Raw genomic sequence first — 22,014 nt, forward strand, 5'->3', positions numbered from 1 at the left:
CGACCTGTTCAACGTCATCGGAGCCGGCGGCAATATCCTGCTCGGCACCCCGCCGGCGACCTCGATCGAGGACCTAACCACGCGGATCCAGTCGCCGGAACACCTTCGGCCGATGACGCTGATCGCCTGCCCGCTGATGCACGGCACCGGCCAGTTCTCCAACCTGATCTGCTTCAACGCTGGCGGCACGGCCGTCTTCCTGCCGTCGCGCCGGTTCAACGCCCTGGAGCTGTGGGACGAAACCGATCGGCTGCAGGCCAGCAACGTCGTCATCGTCGGCCTGGCCTTCTCCACGCCCATGCTGGAGGCGCTGGAGGCCCATCCGGGCCGCTGGGACCTGTCGAGCGTGAAGGCCATGAGTTCCTCCGGCTCCATGTGGAGCCAGGAGAACAAGCAGGGCCTGCTGAGCCACGCCAGGAACGCCATGATCCTCGACAGCTTCGGCTCGTCCGAGGCGGTGGGCCTGGGCGTCTCGGCCTCGGCGCCCGGCGCGGAGGCGAAGACCGCGGCGTTCACGCCTGGCCCCAACTGCGTGATCTTCACCGAGGACGGCCGCCGCGTCGCGCCGGGCTCCGGCGAGCGCGGCATGGTGGCGGTGAGCGGCCTGCTGCCCCGCGGCTACTACAAGGACGAGGAGAAGACCGCCAAGACCTTCAGGATCATCGAAGGGGTGCGCTGGAGCGTGCCGGGCGACTGGGCGGAGGTGAACGCCGACGGGTCGCTGAAGCTGCTGGGCCGTGGCTCGGTCTGCATCAACACCGGCGGCGAGAAGGTCTTCCCCGAGGAGGTCGAGGAGGCCCTGAAGACCCACGTCAACGTCCGCGACGCGGTGGTCGTGGGCCTGCCGGACGCCCGCTTCGGCGAGCGGATCTGCGCGGTGGTCGAGACCGACGGCGACGCCCAGCCAACGCTGGCGGAGCTGTCGGAGCACGTGCGCCGCACGCTGGCCGGCTACAAGGCGCCGCGCGACCTGGTGCTGGTGGACACCATCGGCCGGGCCCCCAACGGCAAGGTCGACTACAAGGCCATTAAGGACCGCGCCGTGGCGACCTTGGGCGTGAGCGCCTAGACCGACTTCAGACTGCGGACGAACTCGACCAGGGCGGCGCGGGGCGCGCCGCGCGGCAGGATCGAGTAGGCGCGCAACAGCTCCAGCGCGCCAGGCTCGGCCAGCAAGGCGGCCACCTCGTCGATGGCCCCGCTCGCAGGGCTGACGTCGCCGAACATCTCCGACACGGGGGCCTGCAGGGTCGCGGCGATGCGCGACAGCATCGAGGCGCTCACCCGGTTGGCGCCGCGCTCATACTTCTGGATCTGCTGGAAGGTGACGCCGGCCGCCTCGGCCAGAGCCTGTTGCGACAGACCCCGCACCTTGCGCAGCAGCCGAATCCTCGCGCCGACGGCGATATCGATGGGGTCGGCGAGGGCGTCGGGCTTGCGGGCCATGATGTCTCCGGAAAGCTGGCTGAACTAGCGCGTGCGCCGGGCTGGATCATCCGCAGGCGGCGCCCATTCCGGTTGGGCTACGCCCTGGTCGGTGATCACATAGCAGGCTTCGGCGATGGTGATTCCCACGGCGCGTCGAAGCTGTCCCATTCCCGGATTTTCACGTTCCAGCGCCATCAATTCTTCCTCATAAGAGGCCAGGATTTCCATCAGATTTTGAGCGAGTTCCCTGGCTCGCTCAGCCGTCGCCTGCCCCATCGTGTCCCCCACCGCCCGGGGCGAACCTTGAGCATTGCGGCGGCGAAAGCAAGGCGCCGCGCCGTAAAAGTCGTCTGACGTCGGAGAGACCAAGCGCCACAACTTATCGTCGATCACCTAGCGCTGGCTTAGGTTGGCGTCAGCGACTTTCGGCGGTTGGCGGGATCGCGCCGACCGGCGCCGTAGGCGGGATTGCGTTCCCAGCGCAGGGCGTCGGCGACGATCTCGTTGAGCGAGGAATGGCGCGCGGTCCAGCCCAGGAGCTCGCGCCCTCGGCGAGGATCGGCCACCAGGCTCGGCGGGTCGCCTTCCCGGCGCGGACCTATGCTGTGCGGCACGGGAACCCCGACGGCGCGGCTGACGGCCTCGACGACCTGCGACACCGAGCGGCCCTCGCCGCTGCCGACGTTGACCGCTTCATAGGCGCCGGCTGGCAGATCGGCCTTCAACGCAGCGACATGAGCCGCCGCGAGGTCGGTGACATGAATATAGTCCCGAAGGCAGGTTCCGTCGGGCGTGTCGAAGTCCTGGCCAAAGACGGTCAGCGGCTTGCCGTCGCCGAGCGCCGCGGCGATGGCCAGCGGGATCAGGTGGGTCTCGGGCTCATGCGCCTCGCCGATCAGGCCGGAGGGGTCGGCGCCGGCGGCGTTGAAGTAGCGCAGCGCCACCGCTGTCAGGCCATAGGCGCGGCACTGAGCGGCGATCATCCACTCGGCGGCGAGCTTGGTGTCGCCATAGGGGCTCGCCGGCGCCTTGGCGGCGGTCTCGACGATGGTCTCCAGGGGCCCGCGGCCGCCCTGCCCGTAGACCGCGGCGCTGGACGAGAACACCAGCCGGCCCACGCCCTGCTCGCGCATGACGGTCAGGAGGTTGATGGTGCCCGCGACATTGACCTCCCAGAAAAGGTCCGGCCTGAGGGTCGAGCGGCCCACCTCGATCAGGCCCGCGAAGTGGATCACGGCGGTGATCTCGTGGGCGGCCATGGCGGCGCTGAGCGCCGCGCGGTCACGCAGGTCGCCCTCGATCAGCGGCCCCCAGCGAACCGCCTCGCGCGAGCCCGAACTCAGATCGTCGAAGATCACCGGCAGGAAGCCTGCCTCATGCAGGGCCTTGGCGGTGTGGGCGCCGATGTAGCCGGCGCCGCCGGTGACCAGCACGGCGGGCTGTGATGCTGCGTTCATGACGCCATAGTCCCGCTCCGCCTCCGAAATTCCAGTTAAGACGCTTGAGGTCGTCAGTGAGACTCGCGCGTGACGTCGGCGCTGGACTTGCCGACCAGGAAGTCCAAATCCACGCCCTTGTCGGCCTGCTGGACGGTGTCGATGTAGAGCCGATACCAGCCGCGGATGTAGGGCGACGGCTGGCGAGCCGCTTCCCAGGCCGCGCGGCGGCGGGTGAGTTCGGCCTCGTCCACCAAGAGATCCAGGGTGCGGTTCGGGCCGTCGAAGGCGATCTCGTCGCCGGTCTGGACCAGCGCCAGCGGGCCACCGGCCTCCGCCTCCGGCGCCACATGCAGGATCACCGTCCCGTAGGCCGTGCCACTCATCCTCGCGTCGGAGATGCGCACCATGTCGGTGACGCCCTTGGCCAGCAGCTTCGGCGGCAGGCCCATGTTCCCAACCTCCGGCATCCCGGGGTAGCCCTTGGGTCCGCAGCCTTTCAGCACCAGGATCGAGGTTTCGTCGACCTCCAGGTCGGGGTCGTCGATGCGCGCGTGGTAGTCCTCAATGCTCTCGAAGACGACCGCCCGGCCCCGATGAGCCAGCAGCGCGGGGCTGGCCGCACTGGGCTTCAGGATGGCGCCGTCAGGGCAGAGGTTGCCTTTCAGCACCCAGACGCCCGACGAGGGCCCGATAGGCTCGTCGACCGAACCGATCACGTCGCGGTTCCAGACCTTAGCGGCTTCGGCGATCTCGCCTTGCGTCTTGCCTGAAACGGTCAGCGCGTCGCGGCGATAGAGGCCGCCCAGCTCACGGGCCACGGCGGGCGCGCCGCCGGCGTAGCAGAAGTCCTCCATCAGGTAGCGGCCCGACGGCATGAGGTTGACCAACAGCGGCGCCTCGCGGGCGATCTCGTCGAAATCCTGCAGGCTCAGCGGCACGCCCAGGCGGCCGGCCAGGGCCAGGAGGTGCACCACCGCATTGGTCGAGCCGCCGATCGCCGCGTGCATCAGGATGGCGTTCTCGAAGGCCTGGCGGGTGATGATGTCCGACGGCTTCACGTCGTCCTTCACCAGCTGGACGATGCGATTGCCGCTCATGTGGGCCAGCACCTTGCGGCGGCTGTCGACCGCCGGCAGGGCGGCGTTGCCGGGCAGCGAGATCCCCAGGGCCTCGGTCAGGCTCGACATGGTCGAGGCCGTGCCCATGGTGTTGCAGACCCCGGCCGAGCGGCTCATCCCGGACTCGGCGGCCATGAAGTCGTCGAGGTTCATTTCGCCCGCGCGCACCGCCTCGGAGAAGCGCCAGACGTCGGTGCCGGAGCCGATGTCGCGGCCCTGGAACTTGCCGTTCAGCATGGGGCCTGACGAGACGAAGATCGCCGGCAGGTCGACGCTGGCCGCGCCCATCAGGAGGCCCGGCGTGGTCTTGTCGCAGCCGCCCATCAGCACCACCCCGTCGATCGGGTTGGCGCGGATCGATTCCTCGACCTCCATGGCCAGGAGGTTGCGGAACAGCATGGCCGTCGGCCGCATCTGGGTCTCGGGCAGCGACATGGCCGGGAACTCGATGGGCACGCCGCCCGCCTCCCAGACCCCGCGCTTCACGTAGTCGGCGAGATCGCGCAAGCCGACCTGACAGGTGACCAGCTCCGACCAGGTGTTGGCGATGCCGATGACCGGGCGGCCGTCGAAGACGTGGTCCGGCAGGCCGGTGGCCTTGATCCAGCTTCGGTGGATGAAGCCGTCCTTGTCGTGCTTTCCGTAGCTCTTGCTGCTGCGCAGGGGTTTCTTCGCCATGACCGCACCTCAGCCTTCAAACAGCGGCAGCGCCAGTCCTTTCACGCCGGTTTCGACGGCGAACAGGCCGCCGGCCAGCGGCTGCGAGGCGCGCGCGCCCATGGGCAGCTCGTCCCAGGCGCTGGTGATGAAGAGCGTGGTCATGCCCTCGCCGCCGAAGGCGCAGCTCGTCGGCTGCTGCACCGGCACGGGAAGGATGGTGTCTATCTGGCCGTCCGGCGCATAGCGCACGATCCGCCAGCCGCCCCATTGCGCGTTCCAGAGATAGCCCTGGGCGTCCACCGCCGAGCCGTCGGGACTGGCCGGCGCACCGGCGGTGTGGGCGAAGTTTCGCAGGTTCGAAAGGTTCGCTGTCTCGTGGGCGAAGATGGTCTGCAGCTTGGAGTCGGCCAGATACAGGGTCTTGCCGTCCGGGCTGACCGAGAGGGTGTTGGGGATGTGGATGCCGGTCAGCATCCGCTCGGTCTCGAAGTCCGGCCGCGTGCGATAGACCGCGCCGGTCTGCTCGCCGTGATTGTCATCCATGGTCGACCACCAGAAGTTCCCTTCCAGGTCGATCTTGCCGTCGTTGGTGCGGAAGCCCGGCGGGAACTCGTAGGCGCGCACGATCTCCAGGGTGGCCTTGTCGGGGTCGCAAATCACCAGGCCCTTGTCGGTGGCCATGAGCAGGCCGCCCCGGCGGCGGGGCGCCGCGGCGCTGGCGCGGAACGGCAGGTCGAAGGCGCCGCGTTCGTCGGTCTTCGGCTCGTACCAGGCGAGCCGCTTGCCCTTGATATCGAACCAGTAGAGCCGGCCCTCGAGCGCCGACCAGACCGGGCCTTCGCCCAGCCGGTCGTCGGACTTCACCACGCAACGCACGTCCATCCGACGCCTCCGCTCAGAAGAGCTACGGCTTCTGCCAGCCTATCGGACGAGGGTCTAGCGCGGCAGCTTGGAGACGCCCATCAGGGCTTCGTCGACGGCGCGGGCGCACTGGCGGCCCTCGCGGATCGCCCAGACCACCAGGGACTGGCCCCGCCGCATGTCGCCGCAGGCGAAGATGTTGCGCACGCTGGTCTGGTAGTTGGCGACATTGGCCGCCACGGCGCCGCGCGGATCGAGCTCGACGCCGGCGTCCTCCACCAGGCCCGCGCCCCGCGGACCGGTGAAGCCCATGGCCAGCAGGACGAGGTCGGCCTGGAGCGTGAACTCCGAGCCCGCCACTTCCTGCATGCGCATCCGGCCATCGTCGCCCGCGACCCACTCCAGGCGCACGCACTCCAGGGCCGTGATCTTGCCGTCCTGGCCGATGGCGCGCTTGGTGGCGACGGCGAAGTCGCGCTCGCAGCCCTCTTCCTGGGAGGACGAGGTGCGCAGCTTTAGCGGCCAGTCGGGCCAGGTCATCAGCTTGTTCTCGCTGACCGGCGGCTGCGGCATGATTTCCAGCTGGGTCACCGAGGCCGCGCCATGGCGGTTGGAGGTGCCGATGCAGTCGCTTCCAGTGTCGCCGCCGCCGATCACCACCACATGCTTGCCGGCCGCGGTGATGGTCCCTCCGGGCGCGGCGATGATCTCGGTGTCGCCGGCGTTGCGCTTGTTCTGCTGGGTCAGGAATTCCATGGCGAAATGGATGCCGTCGAGTTCGCGGCCCGGGACTTCCAGGTCACGCCCGGCCTCCGCACCGCCGGCCATCACCAGTACGTCGTAGTCGTCCAACAGGCGCTGCACCGACACCGTCACGCCCACTTCGAAGCCGGCGCGGAAGATCACGCCCTCGGCCTCCATCTGGCGCACGCGCCGGTCGATGAGGTGCTTTTCCATCTTGAAGTCGGGGATGCCGTAGCGGAGCAGGCCGCCGATCCTGTCGGACTTCTCGAAGACCGTGGGCGCGTGGCCGGCGCGGGCCAGTTGCTGGGCGCAGGCCAGGCCCGCGGGGCCCGAGCCCACCACCGCCACCCGCCGGCCGGTGCCGCGCGGCGACATCTGTGGGACGATCCACCCCTCTTCCCATCCGCGGTCGACGATCTGGCACTCGATCGTCTTGATGGTCACTGGGGTGTCCGGGAGGTTGAGCGTGCAAGACGCCTCGCAGGGCGCGGGACAGACGCGGCCGGTGAACTCCGGGAAGTTGTTGGTCGACTGCAGGTTCTCCAGCGCCGCCTTCCACTGGTCGCGGTAGACCAGATTGTTGAAGTCGGGGATCTGGTTGTTGACCGGGCAGCCCTGATGGCAGAACGGAATCCCGCAATCCATGCAACGCGCGGCTTGCTGCGTCACCTCGGACGGCGGCAGCGGCTGGACGAATTCCTTCCAGGTTTTCAGGCGCTCCGACACCTTGTCATAGGTGCGGTCATGGCGCTCGATCTCGAGGAAGCCGGTGGGCTTGCCCATCGGGGTAATCTCCGGACTTTAAACGATTATTCCGCAGCGACGGCGGGCGCCGTCGAGCGTTCGGCCGCCAGGTCCTGCAGGGCCTTGCGGTAGTCGGTGGGCATCACCTTGACGAAGGACGGCAGCGCCTGGTCCCAGTTGGCCAGGATCTCGGCGGCGCGCGCGCTCTTGGTGTGCAGATGATGGCGCTCGATCAGGATCTTCAGGCGTTCCGCGTCGAAGGCCAGCATGTCGCCCATGCCGTTGTTCTCGACCGAGATCGGCCGCTGGCTCGGGCGGCCCTGGTCATCGCCGCCGATCGTGGCGGTCACCGGCTCAAGCTCCACCATGGCCTTGTTGCAGAGCACGTCGAAACGACGGGCGGGGTCATAGACATAGGCGACGCCGCCGCTCATCCCGGCGGCGAAGTTGCGGCCGGTGTCGCCCAGCACGACGACCACGCCGCCGGTCATATATTCGCAGCCATGGTCGCCCAGGCCCTCGACCACCGTCACGGCGCCGGAGTTGCGCACGGCGAAACGCTCGCCGGCCACGCCCTCGAAATAGGCCTCGCCGGCGATGGCGCCGTAGAGGACCGTATTGCCGACGATGATGTTGCGGGTGGGCTCGCGCCGCGCTTCCGGCGGCTGGCGCACGACGACGCGGCCGCCCGACAGGCCCTTGGCGACATAGTCGTTGGCGTCGCCGATCAGCTCCAGAGAGACCCCGCGCGCGGCGAAGGCGCCGAAGCTCTGGCCGGCGTTGCCGCGGAAGGTCAGCGAGATGGTGTCGTCGGGCAGGCCCGCGTGGCCGTAGCGCCGGGCCACTTCGCCGGAGAGCATGGCGCCCACGGTGCGGTTGACGTTGCGCACGGCGAACTCGCCGCGCATGGGCTTGCCGGTCTCCAGCGCGTCTTTGGCGTCGGCGATCAGGACATTGTCCAGCGCCTTGCCGAGGCCGTGGTCCTGGCGGTCCTGGTTCCAGAGGCCCTTCGCGGCCTCGGCCGGCGCGGCGTAGAGGATGCGCGACAGGTCGATCCCCGCCGCCTTCCAGTGCTCGACGGCCGGCGCCAGGTCGATGCGGTCGACGCGGCCGATCATCTCGTTGACCGTCGCAAAGCCCATCTCGGCCATGATCGCGCGCAGCTCTTCGGCCACGAAGAAGAAGTAGTTGATCACGTGTTCAGGCTGGCCGGTGAAGCGCGCGCGCAGCACCGGGTCCTGGGTCGCCACGCCCACCGGGCAGGTGTTGAGGTGGCACTTGCGCATCATGATGCAGCCGGCCGCGATCAGCGGCGCAGTGGCGAAGCCGAACTCGTCGGCGCCGAGGAGCGCCCCGATGGCCACGTCGCGGCCGGTGCGCAGACCGCCGTCGACCTGGACGGCGATGCGCGTGCGCAGGCCGTTGAGCAGCAGGGTCTGCTGGGTCTCGGCCAGGCCGATCTCCCAGGGCGAACCCGCGTGGGTCAGGGATGTCAGCGGCGAGGCGCCGGTGCCGCCCTCAAAACCGGAGATGGTGACGTGGTCGGCGCGCGCCTTGGCGACCCCCGCCGCGACCGTGCCGACGCCGACCTCGGAGACCAGTTTCACTGAAATCCTGGCCTGTTGGTTGACGTTCTTCAGGTCATGGATGAGCTGCGCCAGATCCTCGATCGAATAGATGTCGTGGTGCGGCGGCGGGCTGATCAGGCCGACGCCCGGGGTCGAATGGCGGACGCGGGCGATGTTCTTGTCGACCTTGTGGCCGGGCAGCTGGCCGCCCTCGCCGGGCTTGGCGCCCTGGGCCATCTTGATCTGGATGTCGTCGGCGTTGACCAGGTATTCGGCCGTCACCCCGAAGCGGCCCGAGGCCACCTGCTTGATGGCCGAGCGCATGGAATCGCCGTTCGGCAGCGGCTTATAACGATCGCTCTCCTCGCCGCCCTCGCCGGTGTTCGAGCGACCGCCGATGCGGTTCATGGCGATGGCCAGCGTGGTGTGCGCCTCGCGGCTGATCGAGCCGAAGCTCATGGCGCCGGTGGAGAAGCGCTTGACGATCTCGGCCGCCGGTTCGACGTCCTTGATCGGGATCGGACCGCCCTCGCCGGGCTTCAGCCGCATCAGGCCGCGCAGCGTCAGCAGGCGCTCGGACTGCTCGTTGATGCCCTGGGCGAAGCTCTTGTAGGCGTCCGGCAGGTTGCCGCGCACGGCGTGTTGCAGGTTGCCGATGGTCTCCGGCGTCCAGGCGTGGGTCTCGCCGCGCAGACGCCAGGCGTACTGGCCGCCGACGTCCAGCATGGTCTGGTAGATCGGGTTGTCGCCATAGGCGTCGCGGTGACGGCGCACGGCCTCGCCGGCGACCTCCGCCAGGCCGGCGCCCTCGATCGTCGAGGCGGTGCCGGTGAAGTACTTCTCGATCAGCGTGGTGGATAGGCCCACCGCGTCGAAGATCTGGGCGCCGCAATAGGACTGGTAGGTGGAGATGCCCATCTTGGACATCACCTTCAGCACGCCCTTGCCGATGGCCTTGATGTAGTTCTTGCGGACCTCATAGGCGGTCTGGCTGAGGCCGTTTTCGGTACGCAGCGCCTCCAGGGTCTGGAACGCCAGGTAGGGGTTCACCGCCTCGGCGCCGTAGCCGGCGAGGACGCAGAAGTGGTGCACTTCGCGCGCCTCGCCGGTCTCGATGACCAAACCGGTCTGCATGCGCAGGCCCTGGCGGATCAGGTGGTGGTGCACCGCCGCGGTCGCCAACGCCGCCGGAATCGGGATCCGATCCGGTCCGGTCGCCCGATCCGACAGGATCAGGATGTTCATGTCGGCCAGCACGGCGTCGGTCGCTTCGCGGCACAGGCGCTCGATGGCGCCTTCCAGGCCGTTGGCGCCTTCGGTGGCGAGCCAGGTGGTGTCGAGCGTGGCGGTGCGGAAGGCGCCGTCCAGCAGCTCGTTGATCGCCCGAATCTTGGCCAGGTCCTCGTCCGTGAGGATCGGCTGGGCCACCTCCAGGCGCTTGTGGGTGCCGGCCTGGCGGCCGAGCAGGTTCGGACGTGGCCCGATCATCGAGACCAGGCTCATCACCAGCTCCTCGCGGATCGGGTCGATGGGCGGGTTGGTGACCTGGGCGAAGTTCTGCTTGAAATACTCGTAGAGCAGCTTCGGCCGGCGCGAGAGCACGGCGATCGGCGTATCGAAGCCCATCGAGCCCAGCGGGTCGTCGCCCGTCTTGGCCATCGGCTCCAGGAAGAACTGCAGGTCCTCCTGGGTGTAGCCAAAGGCCTGCTGGCGATCGAGCAGGGTCGCCGGATCGTTGGAAAGCGGCGTCTCCGGTTCCGCGGCCACGCTGAGCTCTTCCAGCTTGAACTGGGTCTCGGCCAGCCACTCCTCGTAGGGCGCGGCTTCGGACAGGGAGCGCTTGATCTCCTCGTCCTCGATGATGCGGCCTTCTTCCATGTCGATGAGCAGCATCTTGCCGGGCTGCAGACGCCACTTGCGAGTGATGCGCTCCTCGGGGATGTCGAGCACGCCGACCTCTGAGGCCATGATCACATGGTCCTGGTCGGTAATGATGAAGCGCGCGGGGCGAAGGCCGTTGCGGTCCAGCGTCGCGCCGATCTGGCGGCCGTCTGTGAAGGCCACGGCGGCCGGCCCGTCCCAGGGCTCCATCAGGGCGGCGTGGTACTCGTAGAAGGCCCTGCGCTGGGCATCCATCAGCGGGTTGCCGGCCCAGGCTTCAGGCATCAGCATCATCACGGCCTGGGCCAGCGGATAGCCGCCGGCGACCAGCAGCTCCAGCGCATTGTCCAGGCAGGCGGTGTCCGACTGTCCGTGCGGGATCAGCGGCCACATCTTGTTGAGGTCCGGCCCAAGGAGATCGCTCTCCAGCGTGCGCCGGCGCGCGTTCATCCAGTTCACATTGCCGCGCACCGTGTTGATCTCGCCATTGTGGGCGATGAACCGGTAGGGGTGCGCCAGGCGCCACGACGGGAAGGTGTTGGTCGAGAACCGCTGGTGGACGAGCGCAAGCGCCGACTCCGCCCGCGGATCGATCAGGTCCTTGTAGAAAGTGCCCACCTGGCCCGCGAGCAACAGGCCCTTGTAGACCACCGTGCGCGTCGACATCGACGGGATGTAGAGCTCGGTCAGGCCCGGCAGGTTCTTCTTGGCGGCCAGTTCCCTGAGCGGGTTCTGGGTCTGCTTGCGGACGGCCAGGAGCTTGCGCTCATGGGCGTCCTGGTCGCGGATGTTGGGGCCGCGCCCGATGATCGCTTGGCGGATCACCGGCATCTGCTCCAGCACCGCCTGGCCCAGGCCGGTGGTGTCCACCGGCACGTCGCGCCAGCCGATCAGCGGCTGCTTCTCCACCGTCAGGAAGTGTTCCAGCTGGGCCATGCCCATTTCGCGCGCCAGCTCGTCGCGCGGCAGGAAGCACATGGCCACGGCGTATTCGCCGGCTGGCGGCAGATCGACGCCCTCGTCCTTGGCCCAGGCGGCCAGGAGGCCGTGCGGAATCTGGATCAGGCAGCCTGCGCCGTCGCCGACCAGCGGGTCAGCGCCGACCGCGCCGCGGTGGTCGAGGTTCACGAGGATCTGCAGGCCGCACTGGATCACTTCGTGCGATTTGCGGCCCTTGATATTGGCCACAAAGCCCACGCCGCACGAGTCATGCTCGTTCGTCGGATCGTACAGTCCTTGCTTCGGGGGAAACCCCATCTCGTCCTCTTAAAACCCACGCCAAATACGCATGCCGAAACGCGGCCGAACCTCACGTTCTTGAGAGGCTGGTCGTGTTCGCGGGCATTTACCCGGCAAGATCACCCCTTGTCGATGGTCGGAAAGCTGCGGTCGGGGAAGATTTTTCTAATACCCGCCCGCGGACGCCGCCCGGCGCTCAGGGCGCGGCAACCGTCGGTTTGCCCTCGCAGCCGATCCAGCCGCCGCCGGCGCGGCGGTAGGTCCAGGGCGTGTAGACCCCCGGCGGCAACTTGGAGATGTAGAAGGTCTCGACGAAGCCGCTCTCCGCGCCGGTCGGGTTCTTGAAATAGGCCGCGACATCGGGCCGCGCCTTGTTCATATCGAGTTCGCCCACGAACACGCCGCCTGGCCCCTTCAGCGCCAGGATACCCCGCGGCGCGGTGACCGCGCGGCCGAGTTCAGAGAGCCAGCCCGACGCCATGAACGTCGCCTCGCCAGCGATCCCCGGCGTCAGCTTGACGATCTCGACGTTGCAGTTTCCGGTCAGCGTCGCGCCCGCCAGGATGGCCGTCGTCCGTGCGTCCGGCGGCGTCATCGTCGGGACGACCGGGGCGGAAGGGGCCAGTTTCGGACGCGGGGCGCTGCCGAGCATGCGATCGATCCGCGCCGTGGCCTCGGCGGACGGCGCCGGCCCGTCGCCCATCGAGACCCGCAGGCCGTGCTCGACGATCTCGGCGACCACGATGTCCGGCTTGAAGCGCTCGATCAGGTCCGGCCGCCAGAAGCCGTCGTCGTTGTGGGACAGGATGATCCGGCTGAAGTGCGGATAGAGCAGCGGCAGGATCTCGTTGGAGAAGGAGTCGCGGGTCATCAGCAGGACCGGCTTGCCCACCTCGCCGGTGTCGACGATCTGCGGCGCGGTCCAGTCTTTCCGCGGGCCGAGGAAGGTCTTTTGGATCTTAGCCTCGCCGGCCGGATTCTCGATGTGCGGGAAGCGGAGGTCGACGCTCTTGGCGACGCCCAGCATCAGGGCGAGATCGCGCGGGCGGTCGCCGCTATCGCCCTTGGTGATCTCGAAGTCCGACATCGGGTGCGGCGCGTCGGTCAACCCCATCTCGTGCAGGCGGCCGATGACGGCGGCGTAGCCGGCGTAGGCGCCGTAGGCGTTCCAGTGGGTGTCGTGGCGGCTGTAGGTCATCGGGCCGTGGCGAGTGGCCTCGGCGACGGCGGGATAGAGGTAGAGGATCTCGGCCAGGCCCGCTTGGTGCGCCAGCTTCGGCAGGAGCACGGTGGCGCGGTTGGGGCTGGGTCCGGCGTACCAGTACGGACCGTACTGCGGGTAGACCGCCTCCTTGGCCGGCCCGACGACGGTGAGGTAGGGGGTGTGGCGGGCCTGCATATATTCGGTGCGGCCAGCGTAGGTCAGCAGCCAGGACCGGATTTCGGGCCCGAGCATCGGCGGATCGTTACGCACCGCGCCCAGGTGGGTGTCGTTGTCGAAGAACAGCCAGCCGTCGCGCCCGACGATCACGCGGTTCGAGCCGCTGACCCCGGCCATCATCCGCAACCGGTTCAGCGCGGCGATCAGATAGGGCCTGGCGGGGAAATGGTCGGCCACATAGGCGTCGGCCGCCTTGCGGAAGCTGTCCAGGTCCCGCCAGTCCTTGGGCCACGCCGGCGCGGCGGCCAGCACGCGGTTCTCATTGATGCCCGGCGGCTTCATGAACCGGGGCGCGATCCAGGCCGCGACCATCACCACGACGATGGTCGCGACCAGCAGTCTCCAGTGGAGGCGCGAGGCGAGGACCACGGTCAGAACCTGAAATAGAGGAAGGGGTTGAGCGTCGAGCCCACCAGGATCGCGACCGACAGCACGAAACCTGCGGCCAGCAGCGGGATCGGCAGGGCGTGGACGCTGCGGGTCTCCAGCCGCCCCGGCAGGTCCGGCCGCGGCGGCTCGGCGCGGGGCGTGTTCAAACGCTGCATCAGCGCCGGCAGCAGAGGCGCGGCGAACAGCGTGCCGGCGACCAGGGCGGTGAGGGTCTGGGCGTTCAGGATGACCGACAGCGCCGCATCGGGCGCGAAGAAGCGCCCCGGCTGGACCATCTGCGCCAGGTAGGTCAGCGCCTTGGGCAGGTCATCGGCCCGGAAGAACACCCAGCCGACCATCACCACCAGCACGGCGTAGAGGTGACGCAGCACACGCGGCGCACGGTCGAGCACCCGGCCGAGCCCGAACCGCTCCAGCATCAGAAAGGCCCCGTGATAGAGGCCCCAGACGATGAACCGCCACGCCGCCCCGTGCCAGAGGCCGGTCAGGAAGAAGACGATCAGCAGGTTCCGGACGGTCTGCGCGAGCCCGTTCCGGTTGCCGCCCAGCGGGATGTAGACGTAGTCGCGGAACCAGGACGACAGGCTCATGTGCCAGCGCCGCCAGAAGTCGGTGATCGACTGGGCGATGTAGGGGTAGTCGAAGTTCTTTGGGAAGGTGAAGCCGAGCAGGAAGGCCAGGCCGATGGCCATGTTCGAATAGCCGCAGAAGTCGAAATAGATCTGCAGGGTGTAGGCCCAGACGCCCAGCCAGGCCGTGGTGGCGTTCAGCCCCAGGAGGTCGGCCGAAAAGGCGTGGTCGGCCAGCGGCGCCACGGTGTTGGCGATCAAGGCCTTCTGGCAGAGGCCGACGATGAAATACTGCACGCCCAGGCCGACGTGGGCGGTCTTGCGCCGGTCTGCATGCATCTCGTCGCGGATGTCCGCATAGCGGACGATGGGCCCGGCGATCAGGTGCGGGAACATCAGGATATAGGCGGCAAAGCGCATCGGATCGCGCTCCACCTTCACCGAGCCGCGGTGCACGTCGACGGCGTAGCTGACCAGCTGGAAGGTGAAGAAGGAGATGCCCAGCGGCAGCCGCTGATGGACCTCGGGCAGCGGCGATCCGGGCAGGATGTGGTTCAGGTTCTCCGCCAGGAACTCGGAATATTTGAAAAAGCCGAGGACCGCGAAATCGGCGATGACCAGGACCGCCAGGATCGTCAGCCGTCGCCGCCGGTCAGTCGCCGCGTCGAGCCTTAGCGAGCCCACATAGTTCAGGCCGATCAGGCCGAGCAGCAGGAAGACATAGGCGCCCTCACCCCAGACGTAGAAGGCGGCGCTGCCGACCAGAAGCGCGCCGGCCCGCCAGCCCGAGACGTAGTAGCCGAGCAGGAAGACCGGCAGGAAATAGAAGATGAAGATAACCGAACTGAAGACCACGCGGCGGCGACCTCGACCGAGCGCGGGGGCGTCAGGGCTTCGGCGCCGGCGCGGGTGGCGCAGGCGGCGCGGCGGCGGGCGCCAGCGCTGTCGGGTCCGGATTCTCGGCGATGGCGATCTGACGGATCACGAAGGCCCCGCCGGGCTTGTCCTCCACGTCGAAGCGGATCTGGTTGATGGTCGACTGCACCCAGTCCGGGCCGCCCAGCGCCTGGTGGCTCATGTCGTAGACCAGGGTCGTGGTCTCCCCTACCTTGGGATCGGCGCCGGAGAGCGGCTTGCCCAGGAAGCTGATCGCCTCGCCGTGGGTCGGCGTCGAATAGTAGAGCGCGCCGTCCCAGGCCGACGCCGCGGCGGTGCGCGTCAGGCGCACCAGGACCAGGGAATACTGCCCGCCGGGGACGTTCAGCCCTTTGGGCGAACGAATGGTCGGGTCGGCGATGGCCAGGCTGATCCCCTGCCCGGCCGCCGGCGATATCCGGCTGCCGACCGCCGTGAAACCTTCCGTCGAGCCGTCGAAGGTCCAGAGCTTGGCGGTCTTCAAAGGCTTGCCGGCCAGCTCGAAGCCGCCGGTCGTCGCGTTCCAATGGACGGGCCCAGCGCGTTCGGGGCCGACCGCGACGGGCGCGGCGGCGGTTTGATCCTTGACCGCCGGCCGATGGCAGGCGGCCAGCAGAACCGCGAGTGCGGCCAGTCCGATCCAGGGCGAACGCTTCACCGGGCCGTCTCCATGCGCCGCAGCCGTGGCGGCCGTGGGATTCGCGCCCAGGTTTAGCATGGCGGGCGGCGCGGACCAGCCGCGCGGAGCGCGTCAGGGTGACGTGGAAGCCGGTTCACCCGTCCGACGCGCTCCAAACTCTTGAAGGATCCAGGCGATTTCCCCCGTCGCCGCGCAACGTTGACACGCCACCCGGTCGGCCCATGCTCGGAAAAAACATAGTCGGGGAAGCGCAAATGTCAGGGCCAGCCACGGCGGAAGCGGACCGCCATATCTCGATCGACGCCGTGCGTGGCTTCGCGGTCCTGGGCATCCTGTTGATGAATATCGTCGGCATGGGCCTGCCGGCCTTCGCCTATGTCGACCCGACCTACGCCGGTGGCTCCGCGGGCGCTGACCTGTGGACCTGGGCGGTCAACAATGTGCTGACCGACGGCAAGATGCGGGCGCTCTTCACCATGCTGTTCGGGGCGAGCGCGGTGCTGATCGCCGAGCGCGCCGAGGGCGGACGTCCCGGACCCATGGCGACCCACTACCGGCGGATGTTCTGGCTGTTCGTGATCGGCATGATCCACGCCTATTTCCTATGGTGGGGCGACATCCTGGTCACCTACGCCCTGGCCGGGCTGGTGATCTTCCCGTTCCGCAAGCTCAGCGTGCGCTGGCAGCTGGGCGCCGGGGTCGCGATCCTGGCCGCCCTGCTCGGCCTGAACCTCTTCGAAGCCCACGAGCTCACGGCGCTGCAAGCCGCCGCCCTGGCGCCGGGGGCGACGCCGGACGCCATCAAGGCCTGGCAGGAGGCCTCGCAATTGGTGGCGCCGTCCGCCGATCTCGGCCGTCAGGAGATCGCCGGCTACCGCGGCGGGTTCCTCGACGCCTTCCACGCCCGCGCCATGGCCGCACGGCTCATCCAGCTCTACCTGATGCCGACCAACGAGATCCCGGAAGCCATCGGCCAGATGTTCGTGGGCATGGCGCTGTTCCGCAGCGGGTTCTTCACGCTCCGATGGTCCAGCCGCGCCTATCTGGCGATGATCGCCGTGGGCTATCTGCTGGCGGCGCCGGCCACCGCCTGGCTCGCCTGGAAGATCTGGAAGGCAGACTTCGAGCCGCTCGCCTTGAATCGCCTGGAGGACTGGCAGCAGGTCACCCGCCCGCTGATCGGCCTGGCCCACGCCAGTGTCATCCTGCTGCTGGTCCGCTCCGGCGCCGCCCAGGGGCTGATCAACAGGCTGGCCGCCGCCGGGCGCATGGCGTTCTCGAACTACCTGATGACCTCGATCATCACGACGCTGGTGTTCGATGGGTTCGGCCTGGGCCTCTACGGGCGCCTGTCGCGGTTCCAGGAACTCGCGGTGGTCGCGGGTGTCTGGGTGTTCATCCTGGTGTGGAGCAGGCCCTGGCTGGCGCGGTTCCACTACGGGCCGTTCGAGTGGGCCTGGCGCTCGCTGGTGCGCTGGAGTCCCCAGCCCTTCGTCCGCATGCGTTCGCAGCCAGCAGCGGCGGCGACCTGAGCGTCATGCGGGGACGTCGGCGATGGTACCAGCTCTCGGGCTCGAACCGAGGACCTCTAGATCCACAATCTAGCGCTCTAACCAACTGAGCTAAGCCGGCCCATCGCGAGGGGGGTTTCTAGTCGCGTGGCGGCTCGCGATCAAGCGGCGCCGTCGAAGGCGCGTCAATCGGCCAGCAGGGGCCGGCGATAGCGCCGGCTGCCGGCCAGTTCGCGTCCATCCCGCAGACGCACCACAAAGTCGCCCGTGGGCTTGGACTCCACCGCCGCCACCGCCTCGCGGCGCACCAGGCGCGAGCGGTGGATGCGCACGAAGCCGGCGGTCCGCAGTCGCTGCTCCATGGCCGATAGCGAGGCGCGGTGCAGCAGACCCGCGCCGCCGCGGTGCAGCTCCACATAGTTGCCGGCCGCCTCGACCCAGACCACGTCGCTCAGCGGGACGAAGTGCCGCCGCGCCCCGTCGCGGACCTCCAGCACGTCGGGCGCCGACGAGGCGGCGGGACGCTTGGCGGCCAGCGCGCGCCAGCCGGAATAGATGGTCACGTAGCCGGCGTAGATCAGCAGGTCCTTGCGGCCTTCGTAGGCCCAGTCGCCCAGCGGGGCCCAGGGATCGTAGTGGCCGCCCGCAAGCGCGTAGACGCCGGCGCGCATCACGCCGATCAGCAGCATGTGGGCCAGCGCGAACACCGCGGCGGCCAGCACATGGATCGAGAGCTTCGCAAGCCGAGGCGGCGATCCCAACCAGAACCGCCGGGCCAACATCATCACCGCCGGATAGACGGCGATCAGGTAGAGGCCGCTGGAGCCTTCCCAGACGAACGGTTCCCAGATCGCCAGGTGATCGCCGGCGCGGAGATGCTCGTCGCGCACGTTCAGCGCATTGAAGATCACCACCACCGCCAGCACAGCGGCGGAAATGGCGATGAACAGCCGATCGCCCGCCGGATCGGGCGGCAGCCGTCCGGGCGGCGTGGGATAGCGATCTTCGGCCTGGCTTGCTGTCACCCTGGATCCCCGCGGAGGCGCAGCATGGGTCGCCGGCCGGCGCCTGTGAAGGGGCTTCCAGGCAAAGAAAAAGGCCCCGGGGCTTGCGCCACGGGGCCTGATCCATTCGGTCGGAGGAGCCTCAGCCCTTGGGCAGCTGGAAGCGGATCGGAATATTGATCTTACCGCCGTCCACAGGTGCGCCGTCCTTGGTCATCGGGCGCATCTTGAAGAGCTTGCTAAGCTTCATCGCAGCGTCGCCGAAGCCTGCGGAGTCCGGCTCTTCGCCGGAGACGCTGCAGGCGTCGAGGGTGCCGCGAGCGTTCACGGTGCAGCTCAACGTGGCCCGGCCTTCCAGATTCATGCGTGTGGCGCGATCCGGATAGTACTTGGCCATGTCTTCCGCGGTCGGCTTACGCAGCCAGTCCGCATTGGTGATCACCGACGGACGCGGCGGCTCAGGGGGCGGCGGGGCCGGCGGCTTCGGCTCTTCGATCCGACGCTCGACCGGGGGAACCGGCAGAGGCGGGATCGACGGAACGTCAGGCGTCGAGACCGGCGGCCTGGGCTGCAGCTTGGGCGGCGGCGGCGGCGGCGTGTTCGGCGGCGGAGGCGGCGGAGGCGGCGGGGGCGGCGGCGGCACTGGCTTGATCAGCGCCACATCCGTCACGTCGTCCGAGTACTCCTTGAAGTTCGGCTGGAACTTGCTCGTCCACAGGTAGATTGCGAGCGCAGCGTGGACCACGATCGCGATGATGATGGCGATCCAGAAGCCCTTTTGGCGTCTCGGCCGCGGATCGTCGAACGGATTGTGGCTGCCGGTCAGATGGCTGGCGGCGCCGGGCGGTGATGTATCGGCCATGCGTCAGCGCCTCACTTGTTATTATCTTCGCCGACCAGGGCCACGCTGTAGAACCCGTTGTCCTGCAACATGTTCATCACGCCCATGAAGTCGCCGTACATCACGTCCTTGTCACCGCGGATGAAAATCCGCTCGTGGGTCGGATCGCGCTTTGCGCCCACCTGCTTCCGGAGGTCATCGCCAAGCGAGGCGAGGTCCGTCGGAAAGTCCTGGATGAAGATCCGGCCGTTGGGCTGGATCGAAATATAGACCGGCTTGGGCGGGTTTGTGCCCGGCTTTGCGACGGCGGGAGGAAGCTGGACCTTCACCGTGACGGCCGCCAGAGGGGCCGCCACCATGAAGATAATCAGCAGGACCAGCATGACGTCCACGAACGGCGTGACGTTGATGCTGCTGTTGGCTTCTTCCTCGTATTTGCCGCCGCCTGAGCCCCCGAGTTTGGCTCCCATCTGGCTTAGGCTCCTTTGTCGAGCTGCCGGGAGATGGCGTTCATCAGTTCAGCCACAAAGCCTTCCGTACGCGCGCCGTAGGCGGAGATCCGCGTCTGGAAGTAGTTGTAGAAGATAACCGACGGGATGGCGGCGAACAGGCCCAGACCGGTGGCCAGCAGAGCTTCGGCGATGCCGGGCGCCACGACCGCGAGGTTGGTGGTGTTGGTGTTCGCGATCCCGATGAACGAGTCCATGATCCCGTACACGGTGCCGAACAGACCGATGAACGGACCGTTGGAACCGACCGAGGCCAGGAACTGCATGCCGCTGGAAAGGCGCCGGGTAAGCGAGGCCTGAACGGCGGCCACGGCGTGTTCGGCGCGGCTGAGGGTGGTTTCGCGGTGTTCCCCGGCGACGTGCAGCCCGGCCTGGCGGCTGAGCTCGATCTCCTGAGCGGCCGCGGCGGCCATGTCGGCCAGCGGGTTGCCGTCGAATTCTTCAGCGACCGCGATGCGGCCCATGTCGTTGATCGACTTCGCGCCGCGGAAGGCTTCGAGGAAGCTGTCCGAAACGCGGTTCAGGGCGCGGAACTCGAGGAGCTTGGTGATGAGCAAGGTCCAAGAGAACACCGAGGCCAGCAACAGGCCCAGCATCACGACCTTCACGACGGGCTTGGCGTCCATGAACATCGTACCGATGCCCATCTTGCCCGCGTGCTTCATTTGCGGAGGCAGGCTCGCGTCCGCAGGTGCGTCAGCGGCGGGGGCGGCGGCCGGAGCGGCAGCATCCGCAGCAGGAGCCGCGGCGGCCGGAGCCGGAGCGGCGGGAGCAGCGTTCTGCGCGAACGCCGGAACACTCGCCATCAGCGCGACCGCGCCGACGAGAGCAATGAAAGGGGTCTTCAGTTTGTTGTCGAACATCTGTCGCCAGTTCCTGGTTGGTCTAGCACGAGTGGCCAAAGGGTCGTCGCGCGAGAGCGTCTCCACCCTAGTTGAAACAATCCCGACCTCTTGAACCGATTGCCCGGTCCTTGACGTCAGGCCGCTGTCGCTGCGCCGCGACCCGTAATGCGTGGCCCCAACACGAGTGCAGGGACAACGTTTCGAAGGCGCGAGGCGAACTCTTTAGCCTTGGGGGCCTCCGAGGTCTCACCGCTATCTTAGACTTGCGGCTCGGGTCCTTTGGCAACCCCTTAATGAGGCGTCAAGGGGGCAGACGATAACGGGGTCTTGCGAAAGTTCCATGGCGCCCCATGACGCTCTGCACTGCACAAATCTTCATCGAAGAGGAAGCTGCACAATTTCTACCCTTACGGGAAATTAATGCTGCGGTGCGGTATGTATTTCACAGATGTAATCTGTACGCCGTACCGGGTTAATTGGCGCCTTTTGGGCGCGATCCAGTCAATTTCGGCTGAACCCGCATGACCCCGGAGCCAGGCCGCCGCCCGCGGCCAAAAGCCCGCCGGCGCCGCGGTGCGAAGGACGTGGCGCCTGGGGGCGGATTCGAACCACCGACACGCGGATTTTCAATCCTCCGCTTCCGCGTTTGAAATCAACACCGGCGTGTCCAGCGATTGGAAAACGCCGCCCGGAGTCCCGAAGGGGCGACCTCCGATTGGAAAACGTCCCCTGCCCCGAATTCAGGCGCCCAGAACGTTCCCCGGGCACGGGACGCTCCTTATAACACCAGGGCCCGAACGCCTGGTCATTTTGTTGTCGCGAGATCGCCCTGCGCTTCGACCGAAACGTCGTTCCAGGCCTCCCAGGTCTCGATCCGCTTGGCGTATTCCGCCTTGGTCATCGGCAGACCCACGGTCCCGAGGAAGATACGCAGGGGCGGATCCTTCGCATCCACCACCTTTAGAATCGCCGGCCCGCTCGCGTCCGGATCCCCCGGCTTGGCGCTTGCCCTTGCCGCCGCCCGCGCGGCGCGAATGTCGTCATAGGCCGCAATCGGCGCCGCCCGCTTGGCGGACGGCCCGCTCCAGTCGGTCGCGTAGCCGGCGGGTTCGACGATCGTCACCTTGATGCCGAAGGCGGCCACCTCGGCGGCCAACGACTGGCTGAACCCTTCGAGCGCCCACTTGGAGGCGTGATAGAGCCCGATGGTCGGGAAGGCGTTGACTCCGCCGATCGAGGAAACCTGCAGGATGTGGCCGGCCCCCTGCTTTCGCATCTGCGGCAGCACCGCCTGGGTCACCCATAGCGCCCCGAAGAAGTTGGTCTCCATCTGGGCGCGCGCCTCGGCCTCGCTGACCTCCTCGATGGCCCCGAACTGGCCGTAGCCCGCGTTGTTGATCGCCACGTCGATCCGCCCGAAATGCGAGATCGATTGTGCGACCGCAGCATCCACCGCGGCCTTGTCATCTACGTCCAGCGGCAAGTCGAGCACCTGGTCTCCATACTGGTCCACCAAGTCCTTGAGCGTGCTGACGTCCCGAGCGGTCGCGACGACCTCGTCGCCACGTGCCAGAGCGGCCTCGGCCCAGATCCGACCGAACCCCTTCGAGGTCCCCGTGATGAACCACACCTTGTTCGTCATACCGTTGCTCCTGAAGATGCGGTTG

Annotated in this window: 17 protein-coding genes and 1 tRNA gene; 2 read left to right on the plus strand and 16 right to left on the minus strand. The window is 67.9% G+C overall.

The annotated features are described in order from the left end of the window. The coding region (locus VHS75_RS22420) for an AMP-binding enzyme (protein WP_329640855.1) at positions 1-1,069 on the plus strand (1,069 nt) is incomplete at its 5' end. Here the strand turns inward: VHS75_RS22420 and VHS75_RS22425 are convergent. The 10 genes from VHS75_RS22425 to VHS75_RS22470 all read right to left on the minus strand — a co-directional run bounded on the left by VHS75_RS22425 (position 1,066) and on the right by VHS75_RS22470 (position 15,655). Further along, positions 1,066-1,446 carry a helix-turn-helix transcriptional regulator gene (locus VHS75_RS22425; RefSeq protein ID WP_329640856.1) on the minus strand — a complete coding sequence of 127 codons (381 nt, stop codon included), beginning with the start codon at positions 1,444-1,446 and terminating at the stop codon, positions 1,066-1,068. The two genes, VHS75_RS22420 and VHS75_RS22425, sit on opposite strands and share 4 nt — an antisense overlap. A gap of 24 nt (positions 1,447-1,470) precedes the next feature. Next, complete coding sequence (locus VHS75_RS22430; protein WP_329640857.1) at positions 1,471-1,821, minus strand: hypothetical protein; 351 nt, start codon at positions 1,819-1,821, stop codon at positions 1,471-1,473. 11 nt (positions 1,822-1,832) lie between these two features. After that, positions 1,833-2,885 (minus strand): UDP-glucose 4-epimerase GalE, encoded by a 1,053-nt coding sequence (galE, locus tag VHS75_RS22435; protein WP_329640858.1) that lies wholly within the window; start codon positions 2,883-2,885, stop codon positions 1,833-1,835. A gap of 53 nt (positions 2,886-2,938) precedes the next feature. After that, entirely contained in the window at positions 2,939-4,663 is a 1,725-nt protein-coding gene (locus tag VHS75_RS22440) for an IlvD/Edd family dehydratase (protein ID WP_329640859.1), read from the minus strand. A gap of 9 nt (positions 4,664-4,672) precedes the next feature. After that, complete coding sequence (locus tag VHS75_RS22445; protein ID WP_329640860.1) at positions 4,673-5,527, minus strand: SMP-30/gluconolactonase/LRE family protein; 855 nt, start codon at positions 5,525-5,527, stop codon at positions 4,673-4,675. A 54-nt stretch (positions 5,528-5,581) separates the two neighbouring features. Further along, on the minus strand, positions 5,582-7,033 hold the full coding sequence (locus VHS75_RS22450; RefSeq protein ID WP_329640861.1) for a glutamate synthase subunit beta: 1,452 nt from the start codon (positions 7,031-7,033) through the stop codon (positions 5,582-5,584). Positions 7,034-7,059: 26 nt separating this feature from the next. Beyond that, positions 7,060-11,700, minus strand: a complete 4,641-nt coding sequence (gene gltB / locus VHS75_RS22455) for a glutamate synthase large subunit (protein ID WP_329640862.1) — start codon at positions 11,698-11,700, stop codon at positions 7,060-7,062. A gap of 178 nt (positions 11,701-11,878) precedes the next feature. After that, on the minus strand, positions 11,879-13,492 hold the full coding sequence (locus VHS75_RS22460; protein ID WP_329640863.1) for an alginate O-acetyltransferase AlgX-related protein: 1,614 nt from the start codon (positions 13,490-13,492) through the stop codon (positions 11,879-11,881). Between the two features lie 2 nt (positions 13,493-13,494). Continuing rightward, positions 13,495-14,937 carry an MBOAT family protein gene (locus tag VHS75_RS22465; RefSeq protein WP_329640864.1) on the minus strand — a complete coding sequence of 481 codons (1,443 nt, stop codon included), beginning with the start codon at positions 14,935-14,937 and terminating at the stop codon, positions 13,495-13,497. A 31-nt stretch (positions 14,938-14,968) separates the two neighbouring features. After that, positions 14,969-15,655 (minus strand): hypothetical protein, encoded by a 687-nt coding sequence (locus VHS75_RS22470; RefSeq protein ID WP_329640865.1) that lies wholly within the window; start codon positions 15,653-15,655, stop codon positions 14,969-14,971. A gap of 236 nt (positions 15,656-15,891) precedes the next feature. Here VHS75_RS22470 and VHS75_RS22475 point away from each other — a divergent pair, with 236 nt between their 5' ends. Beyond that, positions 15,892-17,169 (plus strand): DUF418 domain-containing protein, encoded by a 1,278-nt coding sequence (locus tag VHS75_RS22475; RefSeq protein WP_329640866.1) that lies wholly within the window; start codon positions 15,892-15,894, stop codon positions 17,167-17,169. Between the two features lie 23 nt (positions 17,170-17,192). Here the strand turns inward: VHS75_RS22475 and VHS75_RS22480 are convergent. From VHS75_RS22480 to VHS75_RS22505, 6 genes are all read right to left on the minus strand, one after another. After that, positions 17,193-17,269 (minus strand) — tRNA-His (locus tag VHS75_RS22480). Between the two features lie 64 nt (positions 17,270-17,333). Then, positions 17,334-18,173: a LytTR family DNA-binding domain-containing protein gene (locus VHS75_RS22485; RefSeq protein WP_329640867.1), complete on the minus strand. Its 840-nt coding sequence runs from the start codon at positions 18,171-18,173 to the stop codon at positions 17,334-17,336. Positions 18,174-18,294: 121 nt separating this feature from the next. Continuing rightward, the gene (locus tag VHS75_RS22490) at positions 18,295-19,014 is read right to left on the minus strand and encodes an energy transducer TonB (protein ID WP_329640868.1); all 720 of its coding nucleotides are present in this window, start codon (positions 19,012-19,014) and stop codon (positions 18,295-18,297) included. Between the two features lie 11 nt (positions 19,015-19,025). Continuing rightward, positions 19,026-19,463 carry a biopolymer transporter ExbD gene (locus VHS75_RS22495; RefSeq protein ID WP_329640869.1) on the minus strand — a complete coding sequence of 146 codons (438 nt, stop codon included), beginning with the start codon at positions 19,461-19,463 and terminating at the stop codon, positions 19,026-19,028. 5 nt (positions 19,464-19,468) lie between these two features. Further along, the gene (locus VHS75_RS22500) at positions 19,469-20,365 is read right to left on the minus strand and encodes a MotA/TolQ/ExbB proton channel family protein (protein ID WP_329640870.1); all 897 of its coding nucleotides are present in this window, start codon (positions 20,363-20,365) and stop codon (positions 19,469-19,471) included. A 787-nt stretch (positions 20,366-21,152) separates the two neighbouring features. After that, complete coding sequence (locus VHS75_RS22505; protein WP_329640871.1) at positions 21,153-21,989, minus strand: SDR family oxidoreductase; 837 nt, start codon at positions 21,987-21,989, stop codon at positions 21,153-21,155. Between the last annotated feature and the right edge of the window lie 25 nt (positions 21,990-22,014).

It is taken from the genome of Phenylobacterium sp., from assembly GCF_036264965.1.
GTDB lineage: Bacteria > Pseudomonadota > Alphaproteobacteria > Caulobacterales > Caulobacteraceae > Phenylobacterium.